The sequence below is a fragment of the Kitasatospora sp. NPDC001159 genome, assembly GCF_053598235.1.
Map to the genome: position 1 here is coordinate 1 of NZ_JBSFJV010000018.1, position 21,993 is coordinate 21,993.

A 21,993-nucleotide genomic window follows, 5' to 3' on the forward strand; every position below is an offset into this window, starting at 1 on the left:
CTTTTGGCACGCTGTTGAGTTCTCAAGGAACGGACACTTCCTTCAGGCCGCCTTCCAGCGGGCCCTCCGGGCGCTTCGTTCTTTCGTGTTTCCAGTTTATCAGATGTTTTCCGCTCCGTTTCCGGAGTTTCATTCATCCAATTTTCCCGAACTGACGGGGCCGCTTTCCGCGGCGACCACCACTTTAGCTTATTCCGAGCGTTGCTCGAAATTCACGCTCACACCCGGTTGACGAAAACGCCAACAACCCCAAATGAATGGGCATCGAGGTGAGAGTGGATCTTGCGAAGTAGGTTGGCCGCTCCAGCGACTCGTTCAACACTAGGCCACCTGGAGGACATCGTCAAACGTTGAGGGCCGGATCTGTCCAGATCCGGCCCTCGGGGCTCAGAGCCGCAGCTCAGAGCGGGTGCGCTTTCAGCCAGACGATCGGCTGGCAGGTCAGGGTACCGGTCAGCTGGCCGAGACCAGCTCCGCTGCCGCCAGGTTTCGCTTGCCGCGCCGCAGCACGAGCCAGCGGCCGTGCAGCAGGTCCGCCTCGGTTGGCACAGCCTCCTCATCCGTCACCTTGACGTTGTTGAGGTAGGCACCGCCCTCCTTGATCGTCCGGCGGGCAGCCGAGCGGCTCGGCGCCAGGCCGACGGCGACCATCAGGTCGACCACCGGCTGGAGTTCGGACACCTCGGCCTTCGGGACCTCGGCCAGAGCGGCGGCCAGGGTCGGGGCCTCCAGATCGGCCAGGTCGCCCTGACCGAACAGCGCCTTGGACGCGGCGACCGCGCGCTCGTACTGCTCAGCGCCGTGCACCAGTGTGGTGAGTTCCTCTGCCAGCGCGCGCTGGGCGAGGCGGGCGGCGGGGCGCTCGGCGGTCTCGCGCTCCAGCTCCTCGATCTCCTCCTTCGAGCGGAAGCTGAAGATCCGCAGGAAGTTGGAGACGTCCCGGTCGTCCGCGTTCAGCCAGAACTGGTAGAAGGCGTACGGGGTGGTCAGCTCGGGGTCGAGCCAGACCGTGCCGGACTCGGTCTTGCCGAACTTGGTGCCGTCGGCCTTGACGATCAGCGGCGTGGCCAGCGCGTGCACGGACCTGCCGTCGGCCTTGCGGATCAGGTCCGTGCCGGCGGTGAGGTTGCCCCACTGGTCGCTGCCGCCGGTCTGCAGGGTGCAGCCGTAGCGGCGGTTCAGCTCCAGGTAGTCCATGCCCTGGAGGATCTGGTAGCTGAACTCGGTGTAGCTGATGCCCGCGTCGGAGTTGAGCCGTCGGGCGACGGCCTCCTTCGCGATCATGTTGTTGACGCGGAAGTACTTGCCCACGTCACGCAGCAGGCTGATGGCCGACATCCCGGAGGTCCAGTCCAGATTGTTGACCATGCGCGCCGCGTACGGGCCCTCGAAGTCGAGGAAGCGCGCGATCTGACCACGCAGGCGCTCGACCCAGCCGGCCACCGTCTCGGGGTCGTTGAGCACGCGCTCGGCGGTGGGCTTCGGGTCGCCGATCAGGCCCGTGGCGCCGCCGACCAGGCCGAGCGGGAGGTTTCCCGCCTGCTGGATGCGGCGCATGGTGAGGATCTGCACCAGGTTGCCGAGGTGCAGGCTGGGGGCCGTCGGGTCGAAGCCGCAATAGAACGTGACCGGGCCGTCCGCGAACGCCTTGCGCAGTGCGTCCTCGTCGGTGGACAGGGCGATCAGCCCACGCCACCGCAGCTCGTCGACGATGTCCGTCACGGTCACGCTTCTCCTTCGATCGGGCGTCTGCCCGGTGCTGGCCCGGTTCGGTCGGGCCCCGGGTCGGTACGACTCCAGCCTGATAGAGCCTACGCGGTCCCGGCCAGCGAGTTTTCGCCGAGGCACCGCGCCGGGCACCCGCCGCCCTCCCCCGGGTGCCTGTCCGATACGGGAAATTCCGTTGTTCGTCGGCTGTGGGCCCATTCAGAGTGGTTCCACCGCCGTGCGGCGGCAGTGACGTGTGTGGAGACGGTCGTGCCGCCGTGGCACGCCCGTGGGAAGGGTGTGCCGAGTGCGCAACACGCTGGTTCTGAACGCGAGCTACGAGCCCCTGACAACGGTGTCGCTCCAGCGCGCCGTCGTCCTGGTGCTCCAGGACAAGGCGGTGGTGGAGCAGGCGCATCCGCTGCGCTCGATCCGGGGGACGGGCGTGGCCGTCCCGGTGCCACGGGTGATCAGACTGCAACGGTACGTACGGGTGCCGTTCCGACAACAGGCCCCGTGGTCGAGGCGGGGTGTCCTGGCCCGGGACCAGCACCTGTGCGCGTACTGCGGGCGCCGGGCCACCACCGTGGACCACTTGCACCCCAAGTCGCACGGTGGCGAGGACAGCTGGATGAACACCGTGGCCGCGTGCGCCGAGGACAACCAGCGGAAGGCCGACCGGACGCCGGAGCAGGCCGGGATGAAACTGCTGCGGCGGCCGTTCGTGCCGACGCCGCAGGCCACCCTGATGCTGGCGCTCGGCCTGCGCGGCTCGGAGGCCAGGGAACTGGCCGACTGGCTGCCGGACATACCGGGCCGGCCGGTCCCGGCGGCCTGACCACAGGGTCGTGTGCAAGGCCGTCCGCAAGCTCGTCCGCAAGGGCCTCCGCAAAAGCCTGACCGCGAAGGGAGCTCAGCCCTTCGCCTGGTAGCCCGCCGCCGTGCCGAAGTTGGCCGAGTGCTCGGGTATGACGACCACCTGTCCGCCGCCGATCACGACCCGCCCGGAGACCAGCAGCGAGCCGGTGCCGGGCGGGAAGTTGCCGCCGACCGCCTCCTGGCCGCCCGCCAGCGGGAAGCGGCCGAGGCGGGCAGGCTGGTCTCGGCGCTCGTCGGCGGCCAGCACCAACGAGCCGCCGTCGATGCCGACCGCGCGGACGGTGCCCTTGGCGGCGGTCTGCGCCTTCCAGCGCTGCTTGCCGGTGTCCAGGTCGTAGCCGACCGCGGACACCGGCCCGCCGCCGTTCGCCGGGGCCAGGGTGGCGACCATGGTGCGGCCTTCGAAGAAGACGTTCGGGGTGGCCGAAAACGTACCGTGAGCGACGTCCAGCCGGCCGTCGTCGGTGACCACCGAGATCTCGGCGGCCGGGTCGCCGCTGGTGCCCCAGGCGAACACCCGGTCGTCCTCGGGCTTGCCGCCGGTAGTCAGCACCACGGCCGGCTCGGCGGAGAGCACCGTGACCGTCTTCGGCTGGTTGTTCAGGCCCCGCCACCAGGAGACCTTGCCGTCCGCCGTGTTCAGCGCCACGGCCTGGTCGGCGGGCGTCGAGTCGGCGCAGGAGGAGGCGACCAGCACGGTCTTGCCGCTGACGCCGCCGGACAGGGTGCAGAACTTGCCCTGTCCGGTGTACTGCCAGACGTCCTTGCCGTCGGCGGAGTCCCAGGCGACCGCGCGGTCGTCGCCGACCGCGATCACCTTGTCCTCGGTGACGCCGATCCGCGCGGCGTAGGCGCCCTTGGCGTCCGAGACGTTCTTGGTCCAGACGGTCTTGCCGGTCTTGGTGTCCACGGCGGCGACCAGCGTGCAGGGGCTCTTCGGATCGGCCTGCGGCCGGAACAGCGCCGCGCCCAGCCCGGTCTGGTTCACGCCCGCCGACAGCCCGCACGGGACGGCACCGGTCGCCGGGGGCTCGACCGACCAGGTCGGCTTGCCCGCCGTCCGGTCGTACGCGTGCACGCCGGAGCCGTCGGCGCGGACCACCGCGTCGGCCAACAGCCAACTGCCGATCAGTGTGTCGTCGCCCCCGCCCTGGGTGGCGGCCGCGGGTTGCGCGGACCAGGCCTTGGAGTGCGCCACCGTGAAGCCGGGCTCGCCGCTGCTGGTCGCGGACGCGCTGCCGCCGCCCTCGGCACCGACCGTCAGTGCGGCCGTGACCAGCACCCCGAGTGCGGCCATCCCGGCGCCGGCCCGCACCATCAGGGCCCGCCGGCTGGGCACGTGCTCCCCGGTCAGCACGGCGTCGGCGGCCGCCCGGGCCTTGGCCGCGAGCGAGGAGCCGGTGCCGGTGCCGGTGTCGGAGCCGGAGCTGGAGCCGGGGCCACCACCGCTCCGCCGAGCCGCCCGCGAGGACGCGGCAGACACGGCAGCGGCCGACCCGGCGGGCTCCGCCGGCTCCTCCTCGGCAGCGGGCTCAGGCGTCTCCGGAGGCTCCTCGACGTACACACAGCCGTCGGCCGAATGCCCGGCGCCCGCCGGGACGTACAGCGCCTCCTCAGCCGGTTGCTCCACAGCGACGTACGGCGCGTACGACTGCTGCCCGTAGTCCGGGTACTGCTGCTGGTACGGCTGGTACTGCTCCTGGCCGCCGTACTGCCCCTGGCCGTAGCCGCCCTGGACGTACCCGCCTTCCACGTACCCGGTCTGGCCGTACCCGCCCTGCTGGCCGTACCCGCCCTGCTGGCCGTACCCGCCCTGCTGGTCGTACCGCGGCTGGTCGTACTGCGGCGCCTGCTGCCCGTACCCGCCCGCGCCCTCGTAGCCCGCCGGCGGCGCCGGCTGCTGCCACTGCCCCTGCGGCTGCTGCGGGTCGTAGTACCCGCCCTGGGGGTACCACTGCTGCTGGGCGTGGGCATCTCCGAAGGGCTCCTGCGCCATCGTTGCGTCCCTCCCAGCCCCGCCTGCCTGCCGATTGCGGCAGTCAGCATCTCACGCCCGTCCAGGTGCCCCACCCGGGCCCTCGACGCAGCGCAGCGGGCCGGCCTCAGGCCGCCGACTCGGCGCGCAGGGCCTCGTCGATGCGGGCGGCGAGGGTGAAGTCCAGGCCGGTGAGCCCGCCGGCGCTGTGGGTGGACAGGACGAAGCGCAGGGTGCGCCAGCGGATGTCGATGTCGGGGTGGTGGTCGAGCGCCTCGGCCTGCTCGGCGACGGCGACCACCACCCGGATCGCCGCCGGGAAGTCCGGGGCGTCCGCGCCGCGGGCGATGCTGTCGCCCTCCCGCGCCCACTGCGGCAGGGCAGCCAGGGCCGCCGTGATCTCGTCCTCGCTCAGCCGTGCCCTGCTGCTCATCGGTGCGCTCCGGGTGTCGTCGGTCGGGTGCCGGTCAGGCGGCCTTCCGGCGCGGACGGGCCACCAGTTCGCCACCGCAGTTGGGGCAGCCGGCGGCCATGGCCTCGGTGCAGTCCGGGCAGAAGGTGCACTCCTAGGAACATATCGAGGCGGGGCCGTCGGCGGTCAGCGACACCGCGCAGCGCTCACAGGTCTCGCGCATCTCCAGGGCCATGGCGTATTCCTCCGACCTGAGTACGGTCTGACGTTCGTTCAGCTCAGCAGGAGCTTGGTGACGGCCACGAGCCCGACCACCACGATCACCCCGCGCAGCGCGGTCGGCGGAAGCCGGCGACCGACCTTGGCGCCGAGCAGGCCGCCGACCAGCGAGCCCGCCGCGATCAGCCCGGCGGCCGTCCAGTTGACGGTCGCGGTGAACAGGAAGAACAGCGCGGCGACCCCGTTGACGATCATCGCCAGGGCGTTCTTCACCCCGTTGATCCGCTGCAGGTCCTCCTGGAGCAGCATGCCCATCAGCGCCATCAGCAGGACACCCTGAGCGGCGCCGAAGTAGCCGCCGTAGATGCCGGTGAGGAACACCCCGGTCAGCAGCACCAGGCTGCCGTCCGGGTCGCCGTCCTGGCGGCGGCGGGCGGCGACGGCCTTGGCCACCCGGGGCTGGATCACCACCAGGACGAGGGCGAGCAGGATCAGCACCGGGACGATCGCGTCGAAGGCCCCGCTCGGCAGCTTGATCAGCAGCAGCGCGCCGACCAGCCCGCCGAGCAGCGAGGCGGTGCCCATGCGCAGCAGACGGCGGCCCTGGCCGACCAGTTCGCGGCGGTAGCCGATCACGCCGCTGAGCGAACCGGGCACCAGGCCGAAGGAGTTGGAGACGTTGGCGGTGACCGGCGGGATGCCGACGGCGAGCAGCACCGGGAAGGTGATCAGAGTGCCGGAGCCGACGATCACATTGATCATCCCGGCACCGACGCCGGCCACCAGGACGGCGATCGCCTCCCAGAGCGTCACGGGTCACCTCTCCTCTCGGTCCTGTCCGAGGGGATCATGCCGGACCCCGCCCCGGCCCGACCAGGCCCGCCCGCCATTCGGGACGTACGCCACAGCGCATTCGGGACGTACGGGACAGTGCCGCCGCGTGAAGGCGCGGTAAAGCCCGAGGGCCCGCCACCACCAGGCAGCGGGCCCTCCACCGAACACGGTCACATCACTCCGGGTCGATCTTGCGGTACTCCCGGGCCGGGTCCACCCGGGGACGGACTGCGCCCTTCTCGACGTCGACCGGCCGCGGCCCGGCCGCCGGGTCGAGCGGCACCTGGGTGGCCGCCGGGGCCGCCTGCGGGACGCTCGGCGCCGCGACCGCGCCGCCGTTGGCCCCACCGTTGGCGCCGTTGCCGGTCAGACCGTTGAAGGCGCCGCCCAGGCCCTTGAGCGCGTCGCCGACCTCGCTGGGGATGATCCAGAGCTTGTTGGAGTCGCCCTTGGCCAGTTCGGGCAGGGTCTGCAGGTACTGGTAGGCGAGCAGCTTCTGGTCGGCATCGCCGTCGTGGATGGCCTCGAAGACCGTCCGGATCGCGGCCGCCTCGCCGTCGGCGCGCAGCACCGCGGCCTGGGCCTCACCTTCGGCCTTGAGCACCTCGGCCTGCTTCTCGCCCTCGGCCTTGAGGATCTGCGCCTGGCGCTGACCCTCGGCGGTGAGGATCGCGGCGCGCTTGTCACGGTCGGCGCGCATCTGCTTCTCCATCGAGTCCTGGATGGAGGTCGGCGGCTCGATCGCCTTCAGCTCGACGCGGTTGACCCGGATGCCCCACTTGCCGGTGGCCTCGTCCAGGACGCCGCGCAGACCGGCGTTGATGACCTCGCGAGAGGTCAGCGTGGACTCCAGGTCCATCGAACCGATGATGTTGCGCAGCGTGGTGACGGTCAGCTGCTCGATCGCCTGGATGTAGCTGGCGACCTCGTACGTGGCGGCCCGCGGGTCGGTCACCTGGTAGTAGATGACGGTGTCGATGTTGACGACCAGGTTGTCCTGGGTGATCACCGGCTGCGGCGGGAACGGTACGACCTGCTCGCGCAGGTCGATCCGGTTGCGGACGCGGTCGATGAACGGGACGACGATGTTCAGCCCCGCGTTGAGCGTCCGGGTGTAGCGGCCGAAGCGCTCCACGATCGCGGCGCTGGCCTGCGGGATGACCTGGATCGTCTTGATCAGCGCGATGAAGGCCACCACGACCAGGACGACCAAAACGATAAGGACGGGTTCCACGGACTCTCCCCTAGACGACCAGGGCGGTCGCGCCCTGGATTTCGACGATGTCGACCTTCTGACCCGGCTGGTACACACTGTCCGGGTTGAGCGCGCGAGCCGACCAGATCTCGCCGTTGAGCTTGATCCGACCGCCCTCCCCGTCGACGGTTTCCGCGACGACCGCGGTGGCACCCTGGAGCGCCTCGATGCCCATCTTGATCTGCGGACCCTTCCGCAGCTGCCGGCGGGCGACCGGGCCGACGAAGACCACCAACCCGACCGAGACCACGACGAAGGTCAGGGTTTCGAGGACCGCTCCCCCGCCCAGCGCGGCCACCCCGGCCGCCGCCAGCGCACCGACCGCGAACAGGGCGAACTCCGGCACCGCGGTGAGCACCAGCGGTATGCCGAGGGCTGCGGCGGCCAGGAGCCACCAGGTCCAGCTGTCCACAATGTCCATCCTAGGGAGCGAAGGGCCTTCGAGGCGGACAGTTCCCGCAGGTCGAGGGGCGGAAACCGGTCGCAAGTGCGACCGGTTCCGACGGCCTTCCGAGTGATGGACGGGTGAGGGGTCAACGAGGGATCGGTGCGGGGTCGGACGGGGCCTCAGCCCAGCGGCAGGCCCTGGGCCGACCAGCGGTCGCCGTGGCGCTCCAGGGTGAGCGGCAGCCCGAAGCACTTGGAGAGGTTACGGGCGGTCAGCTCGGTGTCGATCGGACCGGCGGTGAGCACCTTGCCCTGGCGGATCATCAGGACGTGGGTGAAGCCGGGGGCGATCTCCTCGACGTGGTGGGTGACCATCGCCATGGCCGGGGCGAACTCGTCCTGGGCGAGCGCGCCGAGCCGGCGGACCAGGTCCTCGCGGCCGCCGAGGTCCAGGCCGGCCGCGGGCTCGTCGAGCAGCAGCAGCTCGGGGTCGGTCATCAGGGCGCGGGCGATCAGGGTGCGCTTGCGCTCGCCCTCGGAGAGGGTGCCGAACTTGCGGCCGGTGAGGTTGGCCATGCCCATGCGGTCGAGCAGTGCGAGGGCGCGGCCCTCGTCGGACTGCTCGTAGGTCTCCTGCCAGCTGACCGTCATGCCGTAGGCGGCGGTGAGCACGGTCTGCAGGACGGTCTGCTCGGCCGGCAGCTTGTCGAACATCGCGGCGCCCGCCAAGCCGATCCGGGAGCGCAGCTCGAAGACGTCGATCTCGCCCAGCTTCTCACCCAGCACCGAGACCTTGCCCGAGGTCGGGAAGAGGTACGAGGAGGCGATCTGCAGCAGGGTCGTCTTGCCGGCGCCGTTCGGGCCCAGGATGACCCAGCGCTCACCCTCGGAGATGGACCACGAGACCTGGTCGACCAGCGCGCGCCCCTCCCGGACCACGGATACGTCCACCAGCTCCAGCACGTCGCTCATGCCCACGCCTTCCCCAATACAAAAAATCTCGGCCGTCGGTGCGGGCGGCGAGCCTACTCCGGCAGCCGGTGGGCACGGGGTGGGTGCGCCGCACACGCAGGGGCAAACCTACGCCACGCGGATGACCGCCGATTCCGTAGGCTGGCCGGATGCTCGCCACTCCTGCCGACAATCCGTACGAAGAGCCCCGTTCGGGGCGCCTGACCGCCTGGGGCAACGCCCTGCTCAGCGGCCTGGTGCCGCCCGACAACGCCGCTGCGGCCGTGCTCGGAGCCGACGAGAGCCACCGGGTGACCGGGCTGCCCGGGGACGAGCCGGGCGAGCAGCACGGGCTGACCTGGGCACTGGGACGACTGCGGGTGCTCGGGGTGAGGGGCCTGCGCCTGGCGCTGCCCTCGGCCGGGCACCCGCTGGGCCTGACCGGCCCGGCGGCCTTCAACGAGCGGGCCATGGCGGCCGGCGAGGCGGTGCTCGCGATGGGGGTGCCGCTCGGCCTGGTGCCGGAGATCACGGTGTACGGCCCGGAGGGGGACCGCTCGGCCACCGTGCTGTGGCGCTGCGCCGAGGTCAACGACGCCGTGCCGGCCGACGTGCCCTCGCTGCACGAGGCCGAGCGCGAGCTGGCGGACGGGCTGCGCGAGGCGACCGTCCTGCTCACCCGGCTCGACGTGGCCGGCGCCGGGCCGCAGGCGCTGCGCGCCCTGGAGGCCTACCGCCGCCGCGGCCACACCGAGCTGCTCGCCCCCGGCTACCCGCCGCGGGCGGTACGGGTCCTGGAGTCGGCCCGGCAGGTGTCCGCGCTGCTGTCGATCGCCTCGGGCGGCCACGGCGCGGCCGTCAGCGCCTCCGAGATGGCGGCCCGCCAGTCCGTCCTGGCGCCACTGCGGCGCACCGCCCGTCGGGCCCAGGTGGCCGCCTACAACGCCCTGGTGGACGAGCGCGAGGACCGTTAGGCGCGCGTCTCGCCGTTCCGGACGGCCCAGAGCGCGGCCTGGGTCCGGTCGGCCAGGTCCAGCTTCATCAGGATGTTGGAGACGTGGGTCTTCACCGTCTTCTCCGACAGGTGCAGGCTGCGGGCGATCTCCCGGTTGGAGCGGCCGTCCGCGATGTGGCCGAGCACCTCGCGCTCGCGCTCGGTGAGGGTGCCGCCGCGGCCCTGCGGGGCGCGCGGGCCCTCGTCGGAGAGCAGCGCCTCGGCCAGTTCGGGCTGGAGCAGCACGTGGCCGGCGTGTACGGAACGGATCGCGCCGGCCAGCGCCTCCGGGTCCACGTCCTTGTAGACGTACCCGGCGGCGCCGGCCCGCAGCGCGGGGACCATCGTGCGGTGCTCGGTGAAGCTGGTGACGATCAGGATCCTGGCGCGGCTGCCCTCGTCCTTGAGCGTGCGCAGCGCCTCGATGCCGTCGACACCGGGCATCTTGAGGTCCATCAGGATGACGTCCGGGTCGAGTTCGCGGGCGCGGTCGATGCCCTCGGCCCCGTCGGCGGCCTCCCCGACCACCTCGATGTCGTCCTGGACCTCCAGGAACGTGCGCAGCCCGCGGCGGACCACCTGGTGGTCGTCGACCAGCAGGACGCGGATCGGCGGCGTGCTCTCAGGCACCGGAGACCTCCATCTCGACGAGCGTCCCCTTGCCGGGGGCGGACTCCAGGGTGAGCGTGCCGCCGACGGCGGCCGCGCGGTCGCGCATCGAGGCCAGGCCGAGGTGTCGGCCGGCCCGTCGGACGGACTCGGGGTCGAAGCCGCGCCCGTCGTCGCGCACCCGCAGCAGGGCGCCGCGCGCGGGCGTCCCGGCCAGGGTGACGGTGACCCGGCGGGCGCCGGAGTGGCGCAGCGCGTTGTGCAGCGCCTCCTGGGCGACCCGCAGCAGCGCGGCCTCCTGCGCGGGCGGCAGGGCGCGCACGCCGTCGGCGGCGAAGGCCACGTCGGCGGTGTGGGCGCGGTCGAGGACCTGCACCTGGGAGGCGAGGGTGGCGCTCAGCCCGTCCTCCTCCAGCGCGGCGGGGCGCAGTTCGACCACGACGGCGCGCAGTTCGTCGGCGGCCTCGGCAGCGAGCCGGGCGACCTCGGCGAGTTCGGCGCGGGCACGGGCCGGGTCGCGGTCGACGAGCTTGGCGGCGGCCTTGGCGGTCAGGCGCAGCGAGAAGAGCTTCTGCGAGACGGCGTCGTGCAGGTCGTGGGCGATCCGGGCGCGCTCGCCGGCCAGGGTGAGTTCGCGGCTGCGTTCGTACAGGCGGGCGTTGGAGAGCGCGAGGGCGGCGTGGGCGGCGAGGATCCGCAGCAGTTCCTCGTCGTGGTCGGTGAACAGGCCGCCGCCGCGCTTGTTGGCGAGGAAGATGACGCCCATCACCCGGGGTTCGTCCTCGGCGGCCTCGCCGTCCAGGACGGGCATGCCGAGGAAGGCGTCCATCTCGGGGTGGGCGGCCGGCCAGCCCTCGAAGGCGGGAGCCCTGCGGACGTCGGCGAGGCGGGTGGGGCCGGTCTCGTGCAGCAGTTCGGCGAGCACGCCGTGCTGGCGGGGCAGCGGGCCGATCGCCCGCCACTGCTCGTCGGTGATGCCGTCGACCACGAACTGGGCGAAGCCGCCGTGGTCGTCGGGCACGCCCAGGGCCGCGTACTCGGCGCCGAGCAGTTCCCGGGCGGAGGCGGTGATGCGGCGCAGCACCTCGCGGACCTCCAGGTGCCGGCTCATCGCGAGCAGCGCCTGGCTGACGGCCTCGATGCCGGAGAGGCAGGGGTCGCAGGCGGGCAGCGGGCCGTCGGAATTCCGGTGGTCACCGGTCGTGCTGGGCATATCGCCAAACTACCGCCGTCGCGGACGCCGTCGCGTCCGTCCACGGCCGCGCCGGACGCAGGTCCGGGGACCTAGGCCGCTGGGCCGGGCGCGGCGTGAGCCGGTGGCGAGCGGGCGGGGTGGCGAGCGGGCGGGTAACGCCGAAGGGCGCTCCCCCCGACCGGGGAGAGCGCCCTTTTCGGCGACGGGCTGTCAGCCCTTCTGCATGACCTCCGGCTCGTGCCGGCGCTGCAGCCGGGTCACGATCACGCCGATGACGACCGAGATGGCGATCAGCACGCCCGCGTCGATCGCCCACTGGGCGACGCTGTGGTCCCACAGCGGGTCATACTTCGGGTTCTGGAAGTCCTTGTTCCAGGGGCCCATCAGCTTCGACAGGTCGAGCGTGGTGGACACGATGCCGGTGCCCCAGCGGGCCGGCATCAGCCAGGCGACCTGCTCCAGACCGGGCTTGCTGAAGATCTGGAAGAGGCAGCCGGTGAAGACGACCTGGACGATGGCGAACATGACCAGCAGCGGCATGGTCTTCTCGGCGGTCTTCACCAGCGCGGAGATCATCAGGCCGAACATCATCGCGGCGAAGCTCAGCAGGATCATGCCGATGGTCATCTCGATGATCGGCAGGTTCTTGACGATCAGGCCGTGCTCGGGGAGCTTGCGCGGCAGGAAACCGACGGCGGAGATGATCGCGCCCTGGATCACGCTGAAGATGCCCAGCACGATGATCTTGGACATCATGTACGCCGAGCGGGACAGGCCGGTGGCCCGTTCCCGTTCGTAGATCGCCCGTTCCTTGATCAACTCACGGACCGAGTTGGCCGCTCCGGAGAAGCAGGCGCCGATCGCCAGGATCAGCATGATCGTCGCGGCGCCGTTGTTGAGGTGGAGCTGGGTCTTCGGGTTGGGTGCGAGCCCCGGTTCGTTGGGGATCAGCACGCTGACCGCGCCGATGACCGCGGGCAGCAGCACCGACAGCGCCAGGAAGCCGCGGTCCGAGGCGAGCACCGACATGTAGCGGCGCATCAGGGTCCACAGCTGCGAGCCCCAGCTCTGCGGCTTGGGCGGGCGGACGGCCTCCTGGGCGACCTGGACGTGCTGCACCTCGCCCGCCTCGACGGTCGGGGCGGAGTACTGCTGGTAGTGCACGGAGCCGCGGTAGCGGCCGGCCCAGTCGTGGTCCGGGTAGTTCTCGAAGGCCTGGAAGACGTCCGCCCAGGTCTCGTACCCGAAGAAGTGCAGCGCCTCGTCCGGCGGGCCGAAGTAGGCCACCGAGCCGCCCGGCGCCATCACCAGCAGCCGGTCGCAGAGCGCGAGTTCGGCCACCGAGTGGGTGACGACCAGGATCGTGCGGCCGTCGTCGGCCAGGCCGCGCAGCATCTGCATGACCTCGCGGTCCATGCCCGGGTCGAGGCCGGAGGTGGGCTCGTCCAGGAAGATCAGCGAGGGCTTGGTGAGCAGCTCCAGGGCGACCGAGACGCGCTTCTGCTGACCGCCGGAGAGCGCGGTGATCTTGTTGTCGGCGCGCTTGTCCAGGCGCAGCTCGTACAGCACCTCGTCGATCCGGGCGTCGCGCTCCTTCGCCTCGGTGTCACCGGGGAAGCGCAGCCGGGCCGCGTACTTGAGGCCCTTTCGGACGGTGAGCTCGCGGTGCAGGATCTCCGACTGCGGCACCAGGCCGATGCGGGAGCGCAGTTCGGCGAACTGCTTGTAGAGGTTGCGGCCGTCGTACAGCACCTCGCCGCGGTCGGCCGGGCGGTAGCCGGTGAGGGCGCGCAGCAGGGTCGACTTGCCGGAGCCGGACGGGCCGATGACCGCGACCAGGGACTTCTCCGGGAGGCCGAAGCTGACGTCGTTGAGCAGGACCTTCTTGGCGCCCTTGTGCTCGACCTCGACGGTCAGATGGCGGGCGGAGAAGGAGACCGCGCCGGTGTCGACGAACTCCTGCAGCTGGTCGCCGACCAGGACGAAGCCGGAGTGGCCGACGGTCAGCCGGTCCTGCGGGCCCATCAGCTGACGCTGCACCCGCTGGCCGTTGAGGAAGATGCCGTTGTGGCTGCCGAGGTCGACGATCTCGTAGCGGCCGTCCGGCAGCTGGCGCAGCTCGGCGTGGTGGCGGGAGACCTGGAGGTCGGACACCACGATGTCGTTGTCCAGCGCACGACCGATCCTGACGGTGCGCATGGCCGACGTCAGGTTGCGGATCATCGTCGGCTGCGGGGCGCCGCCACCGCCGTGCTGCGGCGGCTGCGGGAAGCCCTGCTGCTGCGGCAAGCCGGCGTGCTGGTCCTGCGGCGGCGCGTACTGCTGCTGCGGCGGCACGTACGGCTGCTGCGCCTGGGCCTGCTGGCCCGGCCAGGCCTGCTGCTGGTACGGGTCCTGCCCCGGCCAGGCCTGCTGCGGCCCGGGCTGGTGGGGCGTCGGGACGGGGCCGCGGGCGGTGGCGGCGTCGTGCACCGGGGACGGCTGCGGGGCGGCCGCGACCACGGGCGCCGAGAAGGCGAGGCGGGGACCGTTCTCCGGGTTGCCCAGGTTGACCACGGCACCGGGGAACAGCTGGGCCTGCATGGTGCGGGCTCCGGCCACGTACGTTCCGTTGGTGCTGCCGTGGTCGTCCAGCAGCCAACCGCTGCCGTTGAAGCTCATGGTCCCGTGCTGCCAGGAGACCCTGGCGTCGTCGAACGGGAAGTCCGACTGCGGGTTGCGCCCGATGGTGTAGGACCGCCCGGGCTCCAGAGTCCGCTGCTGTCCGTTGATCTCAATGACGAGTTGCGGCACTGCGCGCCTGCCCCGCTCTCTCGGTTCCCCCGAATTGTGGCCCCCGGCCGGGGGTGCTCTGTTCCTCTGACTGACGGGGGGAATCATTCCAGCCCGCCGACCGCCGATGAAAGTCACCCCGGGTGACTGTGACCAGGCTGCTACCGGAGCCGGGGCGCGCCCCCGTCCCGCGAGGTGGGACGGGTACCCGCCCCTCCAGGGCCGACGGGTAGCGTGGGAGTCACCATGAACGCATCGCCCTTGGCCGCTGAGCCCCTCCCCGCCGCCCAGCCCCGGACCGCGGACGAGCGCACCCTGCTCGTCAAGGTGTTCGGCAAGGACCGCCCCGGCATCACCGCCGGCCTCTTCGCCACCCTGGCCGGCTTCGGCGTCGACGTGATCGACATCGAGCAGGTCGTCACGCGTGGCCGCATCACGCTGTGTGCCCTGGTCACCCCGCCCCACGCGCCCGGCGCCGAGGGCGGCCTGCGGGCCACCGTGCACCGCTGGGCGGACGAGCAGAAGCTGCAGGCCGAGATCCTCTCCGGAATCGGCGACAACCGGCCGCGCCGCGAGGGCCGTTCGCACGTGACGGTGCTCGGCAACCCGCTGACCGCCTCCGCCGTCTCCGCGCTGACCTCCCGGATCACCGCGGCCGGCGGCAACATCGACCGTGTCTTCCGACTCGCCAAGTACCCGGTGACCGCGGTCGAACTGGCCGTCTCCGGTGTGGCCACCGAGGAGCTGCGGGCCGAGCTGGCCCAGGAGGCGGCCGCCCAGCGGGTGGACGTCGCGGTGGTGGCGGCCGGGCTGGAGCGCCGTGCCAAGCGCCTGGTGGTGATGGACGTGGACTCCACGCTCATCCAGGACGAGGTGATCGAGCTGTTCGCCGCCCACGCGGGCTGCGAGGAGCAGGTCGCCGAGGTGACGGCGGCGGCGATGCGCGGCGAGCTGGACTTCGCCGAGTCGCTGCGCGCCCGGGTGGCGCTGCTGGCGGGGCTGGACGCCTCGGTGACCGACAAGGTCCGCGCGGAGGTCCGGCTCACCCCGGGCGCGCGCACGCTGATCCGCACCCTGCATCGGCTGGGCTTCCAGGTCGCGGTGGTCTCCGGCGGGTTCACGCAGGTCACCGACCACCTGGTGGAGCTGCTGGGGCTGGACTTCGCGGCCGCCAACACCCTGGAGGTGGTGGACGGGAAGTTCACCGGCCGGGTGGTCGGCGAGATCGTGGACCGGGCCGGCAAGGCCCGCTGGCTGGCCCGCTTCGCCGAGCAGGCGAAGGTGCCGCTGGAGCAGACGGTGGCGATCGGCGACGGCGCCAACGACCTGGACATGCTGAACGCGGCCGGGCTCGGGGTGGCCTTCAACGCCAAGCCGGTGGTGCGCGAGGCCGCCGACACCGCGGTGAACGTGCCGTTCCTGGACACCGTGCTCTACCTGCTGGGCATCACCCGTGAGGAGGTCGAGGCCGCCGACGTGCACGACGGCACCCCGACCGAGTGAGGCCTGCGGACGTGAACGAGGGGCGCGCGGATCCGATCCGCGCGCTCCTCGCTGACGTTCCGGCCGTCAGTCCTGCGGCGTGTGGTACGAGACCAGCTGGGCCATGCCCGGCTCGACGCCCTTCCAGGAGCCGGAGAAGGTGAGCACCGCGACCGCCGCCGTCGGGAAGCCACCCAGCCGCAGCCGCTCCAGCGCGTCCCGGTCGCCCGCGTCCCCGGCCAGCACCTGGGTCAGACCCAGCACCCCGGGGTTGTGGCCGACCAGTACCACGTCCACGTACTCCTCCGGGGTCTCCTGGAGGACGGTGATGATCTCGCCCGGGCTGGCCTCGTAGATCCGCTCCTCGTACACGGTCTTGCGCGTCCGCTTGGGCAGTTCGTGTGCCGCCAGCTTCCACGTCTCGCGGGTGCGCAGGGCGGTGGAGCAGAGCACGAAGTCGGGATTGATCCCGGAGTCGGCCATCCAGCGGCCGGCGTCCGGGGCCTGGTGGCGGCCCCGGTCGGCCAGCGGCCGCTCGTGGTCGTCCACGCCGTTCGGCCAGTCGGCCTTGGCATGGCGGAGAACGATGATCCTGCGGGACGTGTCGGCGCTCATACCCAGCAAGCTTGGCAGAAAAGCCGCCCGGCGGCGCGGCGCTCACGCTTGCCGCCACTCCCCGGGGTGGCGGGTGCCATCGTGCCCGTTCACCCGGCCGCCTTCTCGAAACGAAAGGGGCACCGGGAGTACGGCGGCGGTACGGGCGGTGGTCAGCCGATCTGGGCGGCGACGGTGGCGATGACCGCCACCAGCACCACGATGGCACCGAAGGCGAGGGCGATACGGCCGAGCTGCTTGCGGCCGTCGGTGGGGTTCGGGTCGAGAACGGGCATGTCCGGAATTCTCCCACCCCGAACACGCCCGTCGATCCCCGGCCCTCCCGCCTTGGGCGAGCCTTGACCTTCCCCGTCAGGCCTTGACCTTCTCGGCCGGGTGGACCGCCTCGTCCTCGATGTGCCGGGCCCGCGCGGCACGCAGGCCGAACAGCATCTGCGGCACCAGCAGCAGCGCCAGGAAGCCCAGCGGCCAGTACCACTCGCCGGTGGCCTGGTAGATCCGGCCGATCAGGATCGGTCCCGGGATGGAGATCAGGTAGCCGACGCCCTGGGCGAAGGCGGACAGCTGGGCCACCCCGCCCGCGGTCCGGGCGCGCAGCCCGATCATGGTCAGCACCAGCGGGAAGGCGCAGTTGGACAGGCCCACCAGGACGGACCAGACCCACGGCGCCCCGGCCGGGGCGAGCGCCAGACCGGCGTACCCGGCGATGCCGCAGGAGGCCAGCACCACCACGAACAACCGCTGGTCGCCGCGCCGGGCGGCCAGGTTGGGCAGCACGAAGGAGACCGGCACGCCGATCACCATGGTGACCGCGAGCAGCACCCCGGAGGTGCCCTTGTCGACGCCGGAGTCCTGGAAGATCTTCGGCAGCCAGCCCATCACCACGTACGCGCCGGTGGCCTGCAGCCCGAAGAAGCAGGCCAGCGCCCAGGCCGTACGGCTGCGGGTGATCGGCAGCTCGGCGGGGGTCGCGGCGCCGTCGGCGCGCTCTCCGCGCTCGCGCTTGGCGATCAGCACCGGCAGCCAGAGCACCAGGGCGAGCGCGCCCAGCGCGGCCCAGACGCCCAGGCCGTAGCGCCAGTCGCCGCCGAGCGCGCTGGTCAGCGGCACCGTGACGGCGGCGGCCAGCGCGGTGCCGGCGGACAGCGCCATGGAGTACAGGCCGATCATCGGACCGACCTTCTCCGGGAAGTACCGCTTGATCACCACCGGCAGCAGCACGTTGGAGACCGCCACACCGGCCAGGGCGAGCGCGGTCAGCAGCAGGAACACCGCGGTGCCGCCGGCGAAGGAGCGGGCCAGCACGCCCGCGGTGATCGCGCCCATCCCGGCCGTGACCACCGCGATCGGGCCGATCCGGCGGGCTGCCGCGGGCGCGGCGAAGCCGAACAGCGCGAAGCACAGCGAGGGGACGGCGGTGAGCAGTCCGGCGAGCGTCGGGTTCATCCCGAGGTCGCCGCGGACCTGGTCGAGCAGCGGCCCGAGGCTGGTGACCACGGGGCGCAGGTTGAAGGCGGCGGCGGCGATCGCGACGGCGAACAGCAAGCCGAGGTACTTGGCGGAGCCGGAGGGCCGCTCGGTCTGCGGCCGGGCCCCGGTTCGGGGGGAGGTGGCGGTGGTGTCTGCTGCGGGAGCCATGGGCGCCATCATAGAATGATGGGATGAATTGATGCACCTTGGAATTGGCATGATGTGCCGACCGTTCATCAACCGGCCACTTCCCCCAGGGCCCACCCACCCCGTAGCCGCAAGGAGTCCCCGTGGCGCTGTCATCGCCGAGGCGCACGCCGCTGTCCGACCAGGTGATCGCGCAGCTGCGCGCCCAGATCACCTCCGGGGAGTGGCCCGTCGGCTCGCGCATCCCCACCGAGGCCGCGCTGGTCGAACAGCTGGGGGTGGCCCGCAACACCGTCCGCGAGGCCGTCCGCGCCCTCGCCCACAACGGGCTGCTCGACATCCGGCAGGGCTCCGGCACCTACGTGCTCGCCACCAGCGAGCTGGCCGGGGTGATGCACCGCCGCTTCGCCGACGCCGACCAGGCCCAGGTCGCCGAGCTGCGGACGGCGCTGGAGACGTCCGCGGCGGGCCTGGCAGCCGCCCGCCGCACCGCGCGCGACCTGGAGCTGCTGGACGCCGCGCTCGGCCGCCGTGAGGCCGCCTGGCACTCCGGCGACGCCGAGGACTTTGTCCAGGCCGACGCCGCCTTCCACCAGGCCGTGGTCGCCGCCGCCCACAACGACGTGCTACTCGCCGTCTACGCCGACCTCGGCGAGGTCACCCGCGCACACCTGCGCAACGACGTCGGCCCCGAGCTGATCGCCGAGCGCTACATCGGCCACGACACCATCCTGGACGCCATCCGGGCCGGCGACGCCCCGCGCGCCTCGATCGAGGCCGGCCGCGCCATCGGCGCCTGCGCCACCGCGGAGGCACAGGCAGCCGTGACTCGCCCGCTCGCCTCCGGGCGCTCCTGACCGGCGCGCCGGTCGGCGCTCCCTCGCGCTCTCCCTTTCGGCCTCTTTCGGCGCCGGCGCGCCCTTCGGCTCGGGGTGGGGCAACACCGCTGCCCGGCACCCCCTCCGCGGGGGTGCCGGGCAGCGGCGGTTTCAGCGGATCAGGCGCCGATGGCGTGCACACCGCCGTCGACGTGGATGATCTCGCCGGTGGTCTTCGGGAACCAGTCCGACAGCAGCGCGACGACGGCACGGCCGGTCGGCTCCGGGTCGCTCATGTCCCACTTCAGCGGGGAGCGGTGGTTCCAGGTGTCGGCCAGGTCGCCGAAGCCCGGGATGGACTTGGCGGCCATCGAACCGAGCGGACCGGCCGAGACCAGGTTGCAGCGGATGTCCCGCGGGCCCAGGTAGCGCGCCAGGTAGCGGCTGGTCGACTCCAGGGCGGCCTTGGCCGGGCCCATCCAGTCGTACTGCGGCCAGGCGAACTGGGCGTCGAAGGTCAGGCCGACCACCGAGCCGCCGTCCTGCATCAGCGGCAGCAGCGCCATGGTCAGCGACTTCAGCGAGTACGCCGAGACGTGCATCGCGGTGGCCACGGACTCCCACGGGGTGTCCAGGAAGTTGCCGCCCAGCGCGTCCTGCGGCGCGAAGCCGATCGAGTGGACGATGCCGTCCAGGGTCGGCAGGTGCTCGCGGACCTGGTCGGCGATGCCCGCCAGGTCCTCCGGGCTGGAGACGTCCAGCGACAGCACCTTGACCGGCTTCGGCAGCTTCTTGGCGATCCGCTCGGTCAGGCTCGGGCGCGGGAAGGCGGTGAGGATGATCTCCGCGCCCTGCTCCTGCGCGAGCTTGGCGGTGTGGAATGCGATGGAGGACTCCATCAGCACGCCGGTGATCAGGATCCGCTTGCCTTCGAGGATTCCACTCATGATCAGTGACCCATGCCCAATCCGCCGTCGACGGGAATGACGGCTCCGGTGATGTACGCGGCCTCGTCCGACCCGAGGAACCGCACGGTGGAGGCGACCTCGGCGGGCGCCGCGTAGCGGCCCAGCGGCACGCCGGAGACGATCTCCTTACGGCGCTCGTCGCTGAGCACCGCGGTCATGTCGGTGTCCACGAAGCCGGGGGCCACCACGTTGACGGTGATGTTGCGCGGGCCGAGCTCGCGCGCCAGCGACCGGGCGAACCCGACCAGGCCGGCCTTGGAGGCGGCGTAGTTGGCCTGGCCCGGCGAGCCGGACAGGCCCACCACGGAGGAGATCAGCACCACGCGGCCCTTCTTGGCGCGCATCATCAGCTTCGACGCGCGCTTGACCACCCGGAAGGTACCGGTCAGGTTGGTGTCCAGGACGGACGTGAAGTCCTCCTCGGACATCCGCAGCAGCAGGGTGTCGTTGGTGATGCCAGCGTTGGCGACCAGTACCTCGACCGCGCCGTGCTTCTGCTCGATCTCGGTGAAGGCGGCGTCGACCTGCGCGGCGTCCGTGACGTCGCAGCGCACCGCGAGGACGTCGTACTTCGCCAGGGCCTCGGGCACCTCACCCGAGCGGCTGGTGATGGCCACCTTGTCGCCCGCTTCGGCGAAGGCCTGGGCGATCGCGAGGCCGATGCCCCGGTTTCCTCCGGTGACGAGAACCGAGCGGCTCAACGATCCACCTCTCTCCGTGTGTGAGCACGTACGTCGGAATGCGTACGCAGTGTGACGCTATCGGGCGGTCGGCGGAGCAGGCGCATCGGGCTCCCACAGCGCCGCACCGGAGGAACTGTCGCAATCCGACAATCCGTACCCGCAGCGTCCGGTGCCCGTCGTCCGGCTCGCCCGGCGGGAATTGTCAGACACGCCTTGGGCCCCGCAGGCCGGAGCGCCCGCCACGACCGGGGCGACGGCACGGGAACAACACGGACCGACGCACCCGTTGCCCCCTCGGTGTCGGCCGACCCGGGATTGGCCGTACCCTTCCCCGAACAGTCCCGGCGAGGAACGAAGGCAGGGCGCATGACCAAGGCACGGCCCGGGAGCACCCACCGACGCGGACGACTGCTCACCCTGACCGCCCTGGCGGCGGGCCTGGGCGCCGCCGCCTGGTCGCTGCGCGACCTGCCCGCGGCGTTCGGGCGCCGCCCGGACGGCGAGCGCGAGGAGCGGGTGCGCAACTCCCCGCAGTACCGCGACGGCGTCTTCCACAACGCGCCCTCGACGCTCGCCCGCGCCGCCGACGCCCCCGGTGTCGACCCCGCGACCGTCCGCCGGATGCTGTTCGACCGGGCCGGCCGCGTCCCCGCCCACCCGGTGCCCACCGTCCGCCCCGCCGCCGCGACCGGCCCGGCCGCCGAGGGCGTGGAGATCACCTGGTACGGGCACGCCTCCGCGCTGGTGGAGGTCGAGGGCTCCCGGGTCCTGCTCGACCCGGTCTGGAGCGACCGCTGCTCCCCCGCCGCGCACGTCGGTCCCAAGCGGCTGCACCCGGTGCCGGTCGAGTTGGAGGAGCTGCCGCCGGTCGACGTCGTGCTGATCTCGCACGACCACTACGACCACCTCGACATGGCGACCGTCAAGCGCCTGGTGCGCAGCCAGTCCGCGCCCTTCGCGGTGCCGCTCGGCATCGGCGGCCACCTGCGCCGCTGGGGCGTCCCGGAGCACCGGATCATCGAGCTGGACTGGGACGAGACCTGCACCCTGGGCGAGCTGGTGCTCACCCTCACCTCCGCGCACCACTTCTCCGGCCGCGGCCTGACCCGCAACACCACCCTGTGGGGCTCCTGGGTGATCGCCGGCCCCGCCCGCAAGGTCTTCTACACCGGCGACTCCGGCTACTTCGAGGGCTACGGCCGGATCGGCGAGCAGCACGGCCCCTTCGACGCCGCGCTGGTGCAGATCGGCGCCTACGACGCGGCCTGGGCCGACATCCACATGACCCCCGAGGACGCCGTCCTCGCCCACCGCGACCTCAGGGCCGGCCTGCTGGTGCCGGTCCACTGGTGCACCTTCAACCTGGGCCTGCACCCGTGGGCCGAGCCGGTCGAGCGGCTGCTCAAGGAGGCCAAGGCCCAGGCCGTCCCGCTGGCCGTGCCGCGCCCCGGCGAGCGGGTCGACGTGGACAACCCGCCGGAGCTGGACGGCTGGTGGGAGTCCGTCTCCTGACGGTCCGCCGCGGCGACGATCGAAGGACACAGCTGGCCGAAACCGCGGCACACCGGGCGAAATGCGCTGGCCGGAGACCCGTGGACGGGAAATGATGCGGTGCGGGCGC

At 72.0% G+C, this 21,993-nt stretch carries 21 protein-coding genes and 1 pseudogene; 6 read left to right on the top strand and 16 right to left on the bottom strand.

What is annotated here, in order from left to right:
- On the top strand, window positions 1-232 hold a 232-nt coding region (locus tag ACWC9T_RS11975), incomplete at its 5' end, for a hypothetical protein (RefSeq protein WP_449820917.1).
- Window positions 233-453: 221 nt separating this feature from the next.
- Here the strand turns inward: ACWC9T_RS11975 and tyrS are convergent.
- On the bottom strand, window positions 454-1,722 hold the full coding sequence (tyrS, locus tag ACWC9T_RS11980) for a tyrosine--tRNA ligase (RefSeq protein WP_449821007.1): 1,269 nt from the start codon (window positions 1,720-1,722) through the stop codon (window positions 454-456).
- Window positions 1,723-2,014: 292 nt separating this feature from the next.
- Between tyrS and ACWC9T_RS11985 the strand changes: the two genes are divergently transcribed.
- On the top strand, window positions 2,015-2,545 hold the full coding sequence (locus ACWC9T_RS11985) for an HNH endonuclease (protein ID WP_449820918.1): 531 nt from the start codon (window positions 2,015-2,017) through the stop codon (window positions 2,543-2,545).
- A 75-nt stretch (window positions 2,546-2,620) separates the two neighbouring features.
- On the opposite strand, the gene ACWC9T_RS11990 is transcribed toward ACWC9T_RS11985, so the two are convergent.
- From ACWC9T_RS11990 to ACWC9T_RS12020, 7 genes and pseudogenes are all read right to left on the bottom strand, one after another.
- Complete coding sequence (locus ACWC9T_RS11990; protein WP_449820919.1) at window positions 2,621-4,582, bottom strand: outer membrane protein assembly factor BamB family protein; 1,962 nt, start codon at window positions 4,580-4,582, stop codon at window positions 2,621-2,623.
- A 106-nt stretch (window positions 4,583-4,688) separates the two neighbouring features.
- The gene (locus tag ACWC9T_RS11995; RefSeq protein WP_396249365.1) at window positions 4,689-4,994 is read right to left on the bottom strand and encodes a 4a-hydroxytetrahydrobiopterin dehydratase; all 306 of its coding nucleotides are present in this window, start codon (window positions 4,992-4,994) and stop codon (window positions 4,689-4,691) included.
- Between the two features lie 34 nt (window positions 4,995-5,028).
- Window positions 5,029-5,115: pseudogene (locus ACWC9T_RS12000) on the bottom strand (DUF1272 domain-containing protein); the annotation flags it as partial.
- Window positions 5,116-5,246: 131 nt separating this feature from the next.
- Window positions 5,247-6,005, bottom strand: coding sequence for a sulfite exporter TauE/SafE family protein (locus tag ACWC9T_RS12005; RefSeq protein WP_449820920.1), 759 nt, complete (start codon window positions 6,003-6,005; stop codon window positions 5,247-5,249).
- A 196-nt stretch (window positions 6,006-6,201) separates the two neighbouring features.
- A complete protein-coding gene (locus tag ACWC9T_RS12010; RefSeq protein ID WP_449820921.1) occupies window positions 6,202-7,260 on the bottom strand; it encodes an SPFH domain-containing protein in 1,059 nt (352 codons plus the stop codon).
- Window positions 7,261-7,270: 10 nt separating this feature from the next.
- Window positions 7,271-7,702 (bottom strand): NfeD family protein, encoded by a 432-nt coding sequence (locus tag ACWC9T_RS12015; protein ID WP_449820922.1) that lies wholly within the window; start codon window positions 7,700-7,702, stop codon window positions 7,271-7,273.
- 146 nt (window positions 7,703-7,848) lie between these two features.
- Window positions 7,849-8,640: an ABC transporter ATP-binding protein gene (locus ACWC9T_RS12020; protein WP_355676774.1), complete on the bottom strand. Its 792-nt coding sequence runs from the start codon at window positions 8,638-8,640 to the stop codon at window positions 7,849-7,851.
- Window positions 8,641-8,789: 149 nt separating this feature from the next.
- Between ACWC9T_RS12020 and ACWC9T_RS12025 the strand changes: the two genes are divergently transcribed.
- Window positions 8,790-9,593 carry a hypothetical protein gene (locus ACWC9T_RS12025; RefSeq protein WP_449820923.1) on the top strand — a complete coding sequence of 268 codons (804 nt, stop codon included), beginning with the start codon at window positions 8,790-8,792 and terminating at the stop codon, window positions 9,591-9,593.
- Here the strand turns inward: ACWC9T_RS12025 and ACWC9T_RS12030 are convergent.
- From ACWC9T_RS12030 to ACWC9T_RS12040, 3 genes are all read right to left on the bottom strand, one after another.
- Entirely contained in the window at window positions 9,590-10,243 is a 654-nt protein-coding gene (locus ACWC9T_RS12030; RefSeq protein WP_449820925.1) for a response regulator, read from the bottom strand. The two genes, ACWC9T_RS12025 and ACWC9T_RS12030, sit on opposite strands and share 4 nt — an antisense overlap.
- Window positions 10,236-11,333 (bottom strand): GAF domain-containing sensor histidine kinase, encoded by a 1,098-nt coding sequence (locus ACWC9T_RS12035; RefSeq protein WP_449821008.1) that lies wholly within the window; start codon window positions 11,331-11,333, stop codon window positions 10,236-10,238. The genes ACWC9T_RS12030 and ACWC9T_RS12035 overlap by 8 nt, the downstream gene beginning before the upstream one ends.
- A gap of 294 nt (window positions 11,334-11,627) precedes the next feature.
- The gene (locus ACWC9T_RS12040) at window positions 11,628-14,210 is read right to left on the bottom strand and encodes an FHA domain-containing protein (protein ID WP_449820926.1); all 2,583 of its coding nucleotides are present in this window, start codon (window positions 14,208-14,210) and stop codon (window positions 11,628-11,630) included.
- Between the two features lie 225 nt (window positions 14,211-14,435).
- Between ACWC9T_RS12040 and serB the strand changes: the two genes are divergently transcribed.
- Window positions 14,436-15,692 (top strand): phosphoserine phosphatase SerB, encoded by a 1,257-nt coding sequence (serB, locus tag ACWC9T_RS12045; protein WP_449820927.1) that lies wholly within the window; start codon window positions 14,436-14,438, stop codon window positions 15,690-15,692.
- Between the two features lie 66 nt (window positions 15,693-15,758).
- Here serB and ACWC9T_RS12050 read toward each other — a convergent pair whose 3' ends face one another.
- From ACWC9T_RS12050 to ACWC9T_RS12060, 3 genes are all read right to left on the bottom strand, one after another.
- Complete coding sequence (locus ACWC9T_RS12050) at window positions 15,759-16,286, bottom strand: SixA phosphatase family protein (RefSeq protein ID WP_449820928.1); 528 nt, start codon at window positions 16,284-16,286, stop codon at window positions 15,759-15,761.
- A 152-nt stretch (window positions 16,287-16,438) separates the two neighbouring features.
- Window positions 16,439-16,561, bottom strand: coding sequence for an SGM_5486 family transporter-associated protein (locus tag ACWC9T_RS12055; protein WP_449820929.1), 123 nt, complete (start codon window positions 16,559-16,561; stop codon window positions 16,439-16,441).
- A 76-nt stretch (window positions 16,562-16,637) separates the two neighbouring features.
- Complete coding sequence (locus ACWC9T_RS12060; RefSeq protein WP_449820930.1) at window positions 16,638-17,924, bottom strand: CynX/NimT family MFS transporter; 1,287 nt, start codon at window positions 17,922-17,924, stop codon at window positions 16,638-16,640.
- Between the two features lie 122 nt (window positions 17,925-18,046).
- On the opposite strand from ACWC9T_RS12060, the gene ACWC9T_RS12065 reads away from it, so the two are divergent.
- Window positions 18,047-18,760 (top strand): FadR/GntR family transcriptional regulator, encoded by a 714-nt coding sequence (locus tag ACWC9T_RS12065; RefSeq protein ID WP_449820931.1) that lies wholly within the window; start codon window positions 18,047-18,049, stop codon window positions 18,758-18,760.
- A 140-nt stretch (window positions 18,761-18,900) separates the two neighbouring features.
- On the opposite strand, the gene fabI is transcribed toward ACWC9T_RS12065, so the two are convergent.
- The gene (fabI, locus tag ACWC9T_RS12070) at window positions 18,901-19,668 is read right to left on the bottom strand and encodes an enoyl-ACP reductase FabI (RefSeq protein ID WP_449820932.1); all 768 of its coding nucleotides are present in this window, start codon (window positions 19,666-19,668) and stop codon (window positions 18,901-18,903) included.
- A gap of 2 nt (window positions 19,669-19,670) precedes the next feature.
- Complete coding sequence (gene fabG, locus ACWC9T_RS12075) at window positions 19,671-20,390, bottom strand: 3-oxoacyl-[acyl-carrier-protein] reductase (protein ID WP_449820933.1); 720 nt, start codon at window positions 20,388-20,390, stop codon at window positions 19,671-19,673.
- Window positions 20,391-20,738: 348 nt separating this feature from the next.
- Here fabG and ACWC9T_RS12080 point away from each other — a divergent pair, with 348 nt between their 5' ends.
- Window positions 20,739-21,884, top strand: a complete 1,146-nt coding sequence (locus ACWC9T_RS12080) for an MBL fold metallo-hydrolase (protein ID WP_449820934.1) — start codon at window positions 20,739-20,741, stop codon at window positions 21,882-21,884.
- The last annotated feature ends 109 nt before the right edge of the window (window positions 21,885-21,993 follow it).

Excerpts from the sequence above, each read along its gene's own strand:
- fabI (WP_449820932.1), bottom strand. The coding sequence starts at position 19,668 with ATGAGTGGAATCCTCGAAGGCAAGCGGATCCTGATCACCGGCGTGCTG.
- ACWC9T_RS12080 (WP_449820934.1), top strand. The coding sequence starts at position 20,739 with ATGACCAAGGCACGGCCCGGGAGCACCCACCGACGCGGACGACTGCTC.
- ACWC9T_RS12055 (WP_449820929.1), bottom strand. The coding sequence starts at position 16,561 with ATGCCCGTTCTCGACCCGAACCCCACCGACGGCCGCAAGCAGCTCGGC.
- ACWC9T_RS11995 (WP_396249365.1), bottom strand. The coding sequence starts at position 4,994 with ATGAGCAGCAGGGCACGGCTGAGCGAGGACGAGATCACGGCGGCCCTG.
- ACWC9T_RS12025 (WP_449820923.1), top strand. The coding sequence starts at position 8,790 with ATGCTCGCCACTCCTGCCGACAATCCGTACGAAGAGCCCCGTTCGGGG.
- ACWC9T_RS12015 (WP_449820922.1), bottom strand. The coding sequence starts at position 7,702 with ATGGACATTGTGGACAGCTGGACCTGGTGGCTCCTGGCCGCCGCAGCC.
- ACWC9T_RS12035 (WP_449821008.1), bottom strand. The coding sequence starts at position 11,333 with ATGAGCCGGCACCTGGAGGTCCGCGAGGTGCTGCGCCGCATCACCGCC.
- serB (WP_449820927.1), top strand. The coding sequence starts at position 14,436 with ATGAACGCATCGCCCTTGGCCGCTGAGCCCCTCCCCGCCGCCCAGCCC.
- ACWC9T_RS12060 (WP_449820930.1), bottom strand. The coding sequence starts at position 17,924 with ATGGCTCCCGCAGCAGACACCACCGCCACCTCCCCCCGAACCGGGGCC.
- ACWC9T_RS11990 (WP_449820919.1), bottom strand. The coding sequence starts at position 4,582 with ATGGCGCAGGAGCCCTTCGGAGATGCCCACGCCCAGCAGCAGTGGTAC.
- ACWC9T_RS12050 (WP_449820928.1), bottom strand. The coding sequence starts at position 16,286 with ATGAGCGCCGACACGTCCCGCAGGATCATCGTTCTCCGCCATGCCAAG.
- ACWC9T_RS12020 (WP_355676774.1), bottom strand. The coding sequence starts at position 8,640 with ATGAGCGACGTGCTGGAGCTGGTGGACGTATCCGTGGTCCGGGAGGGG.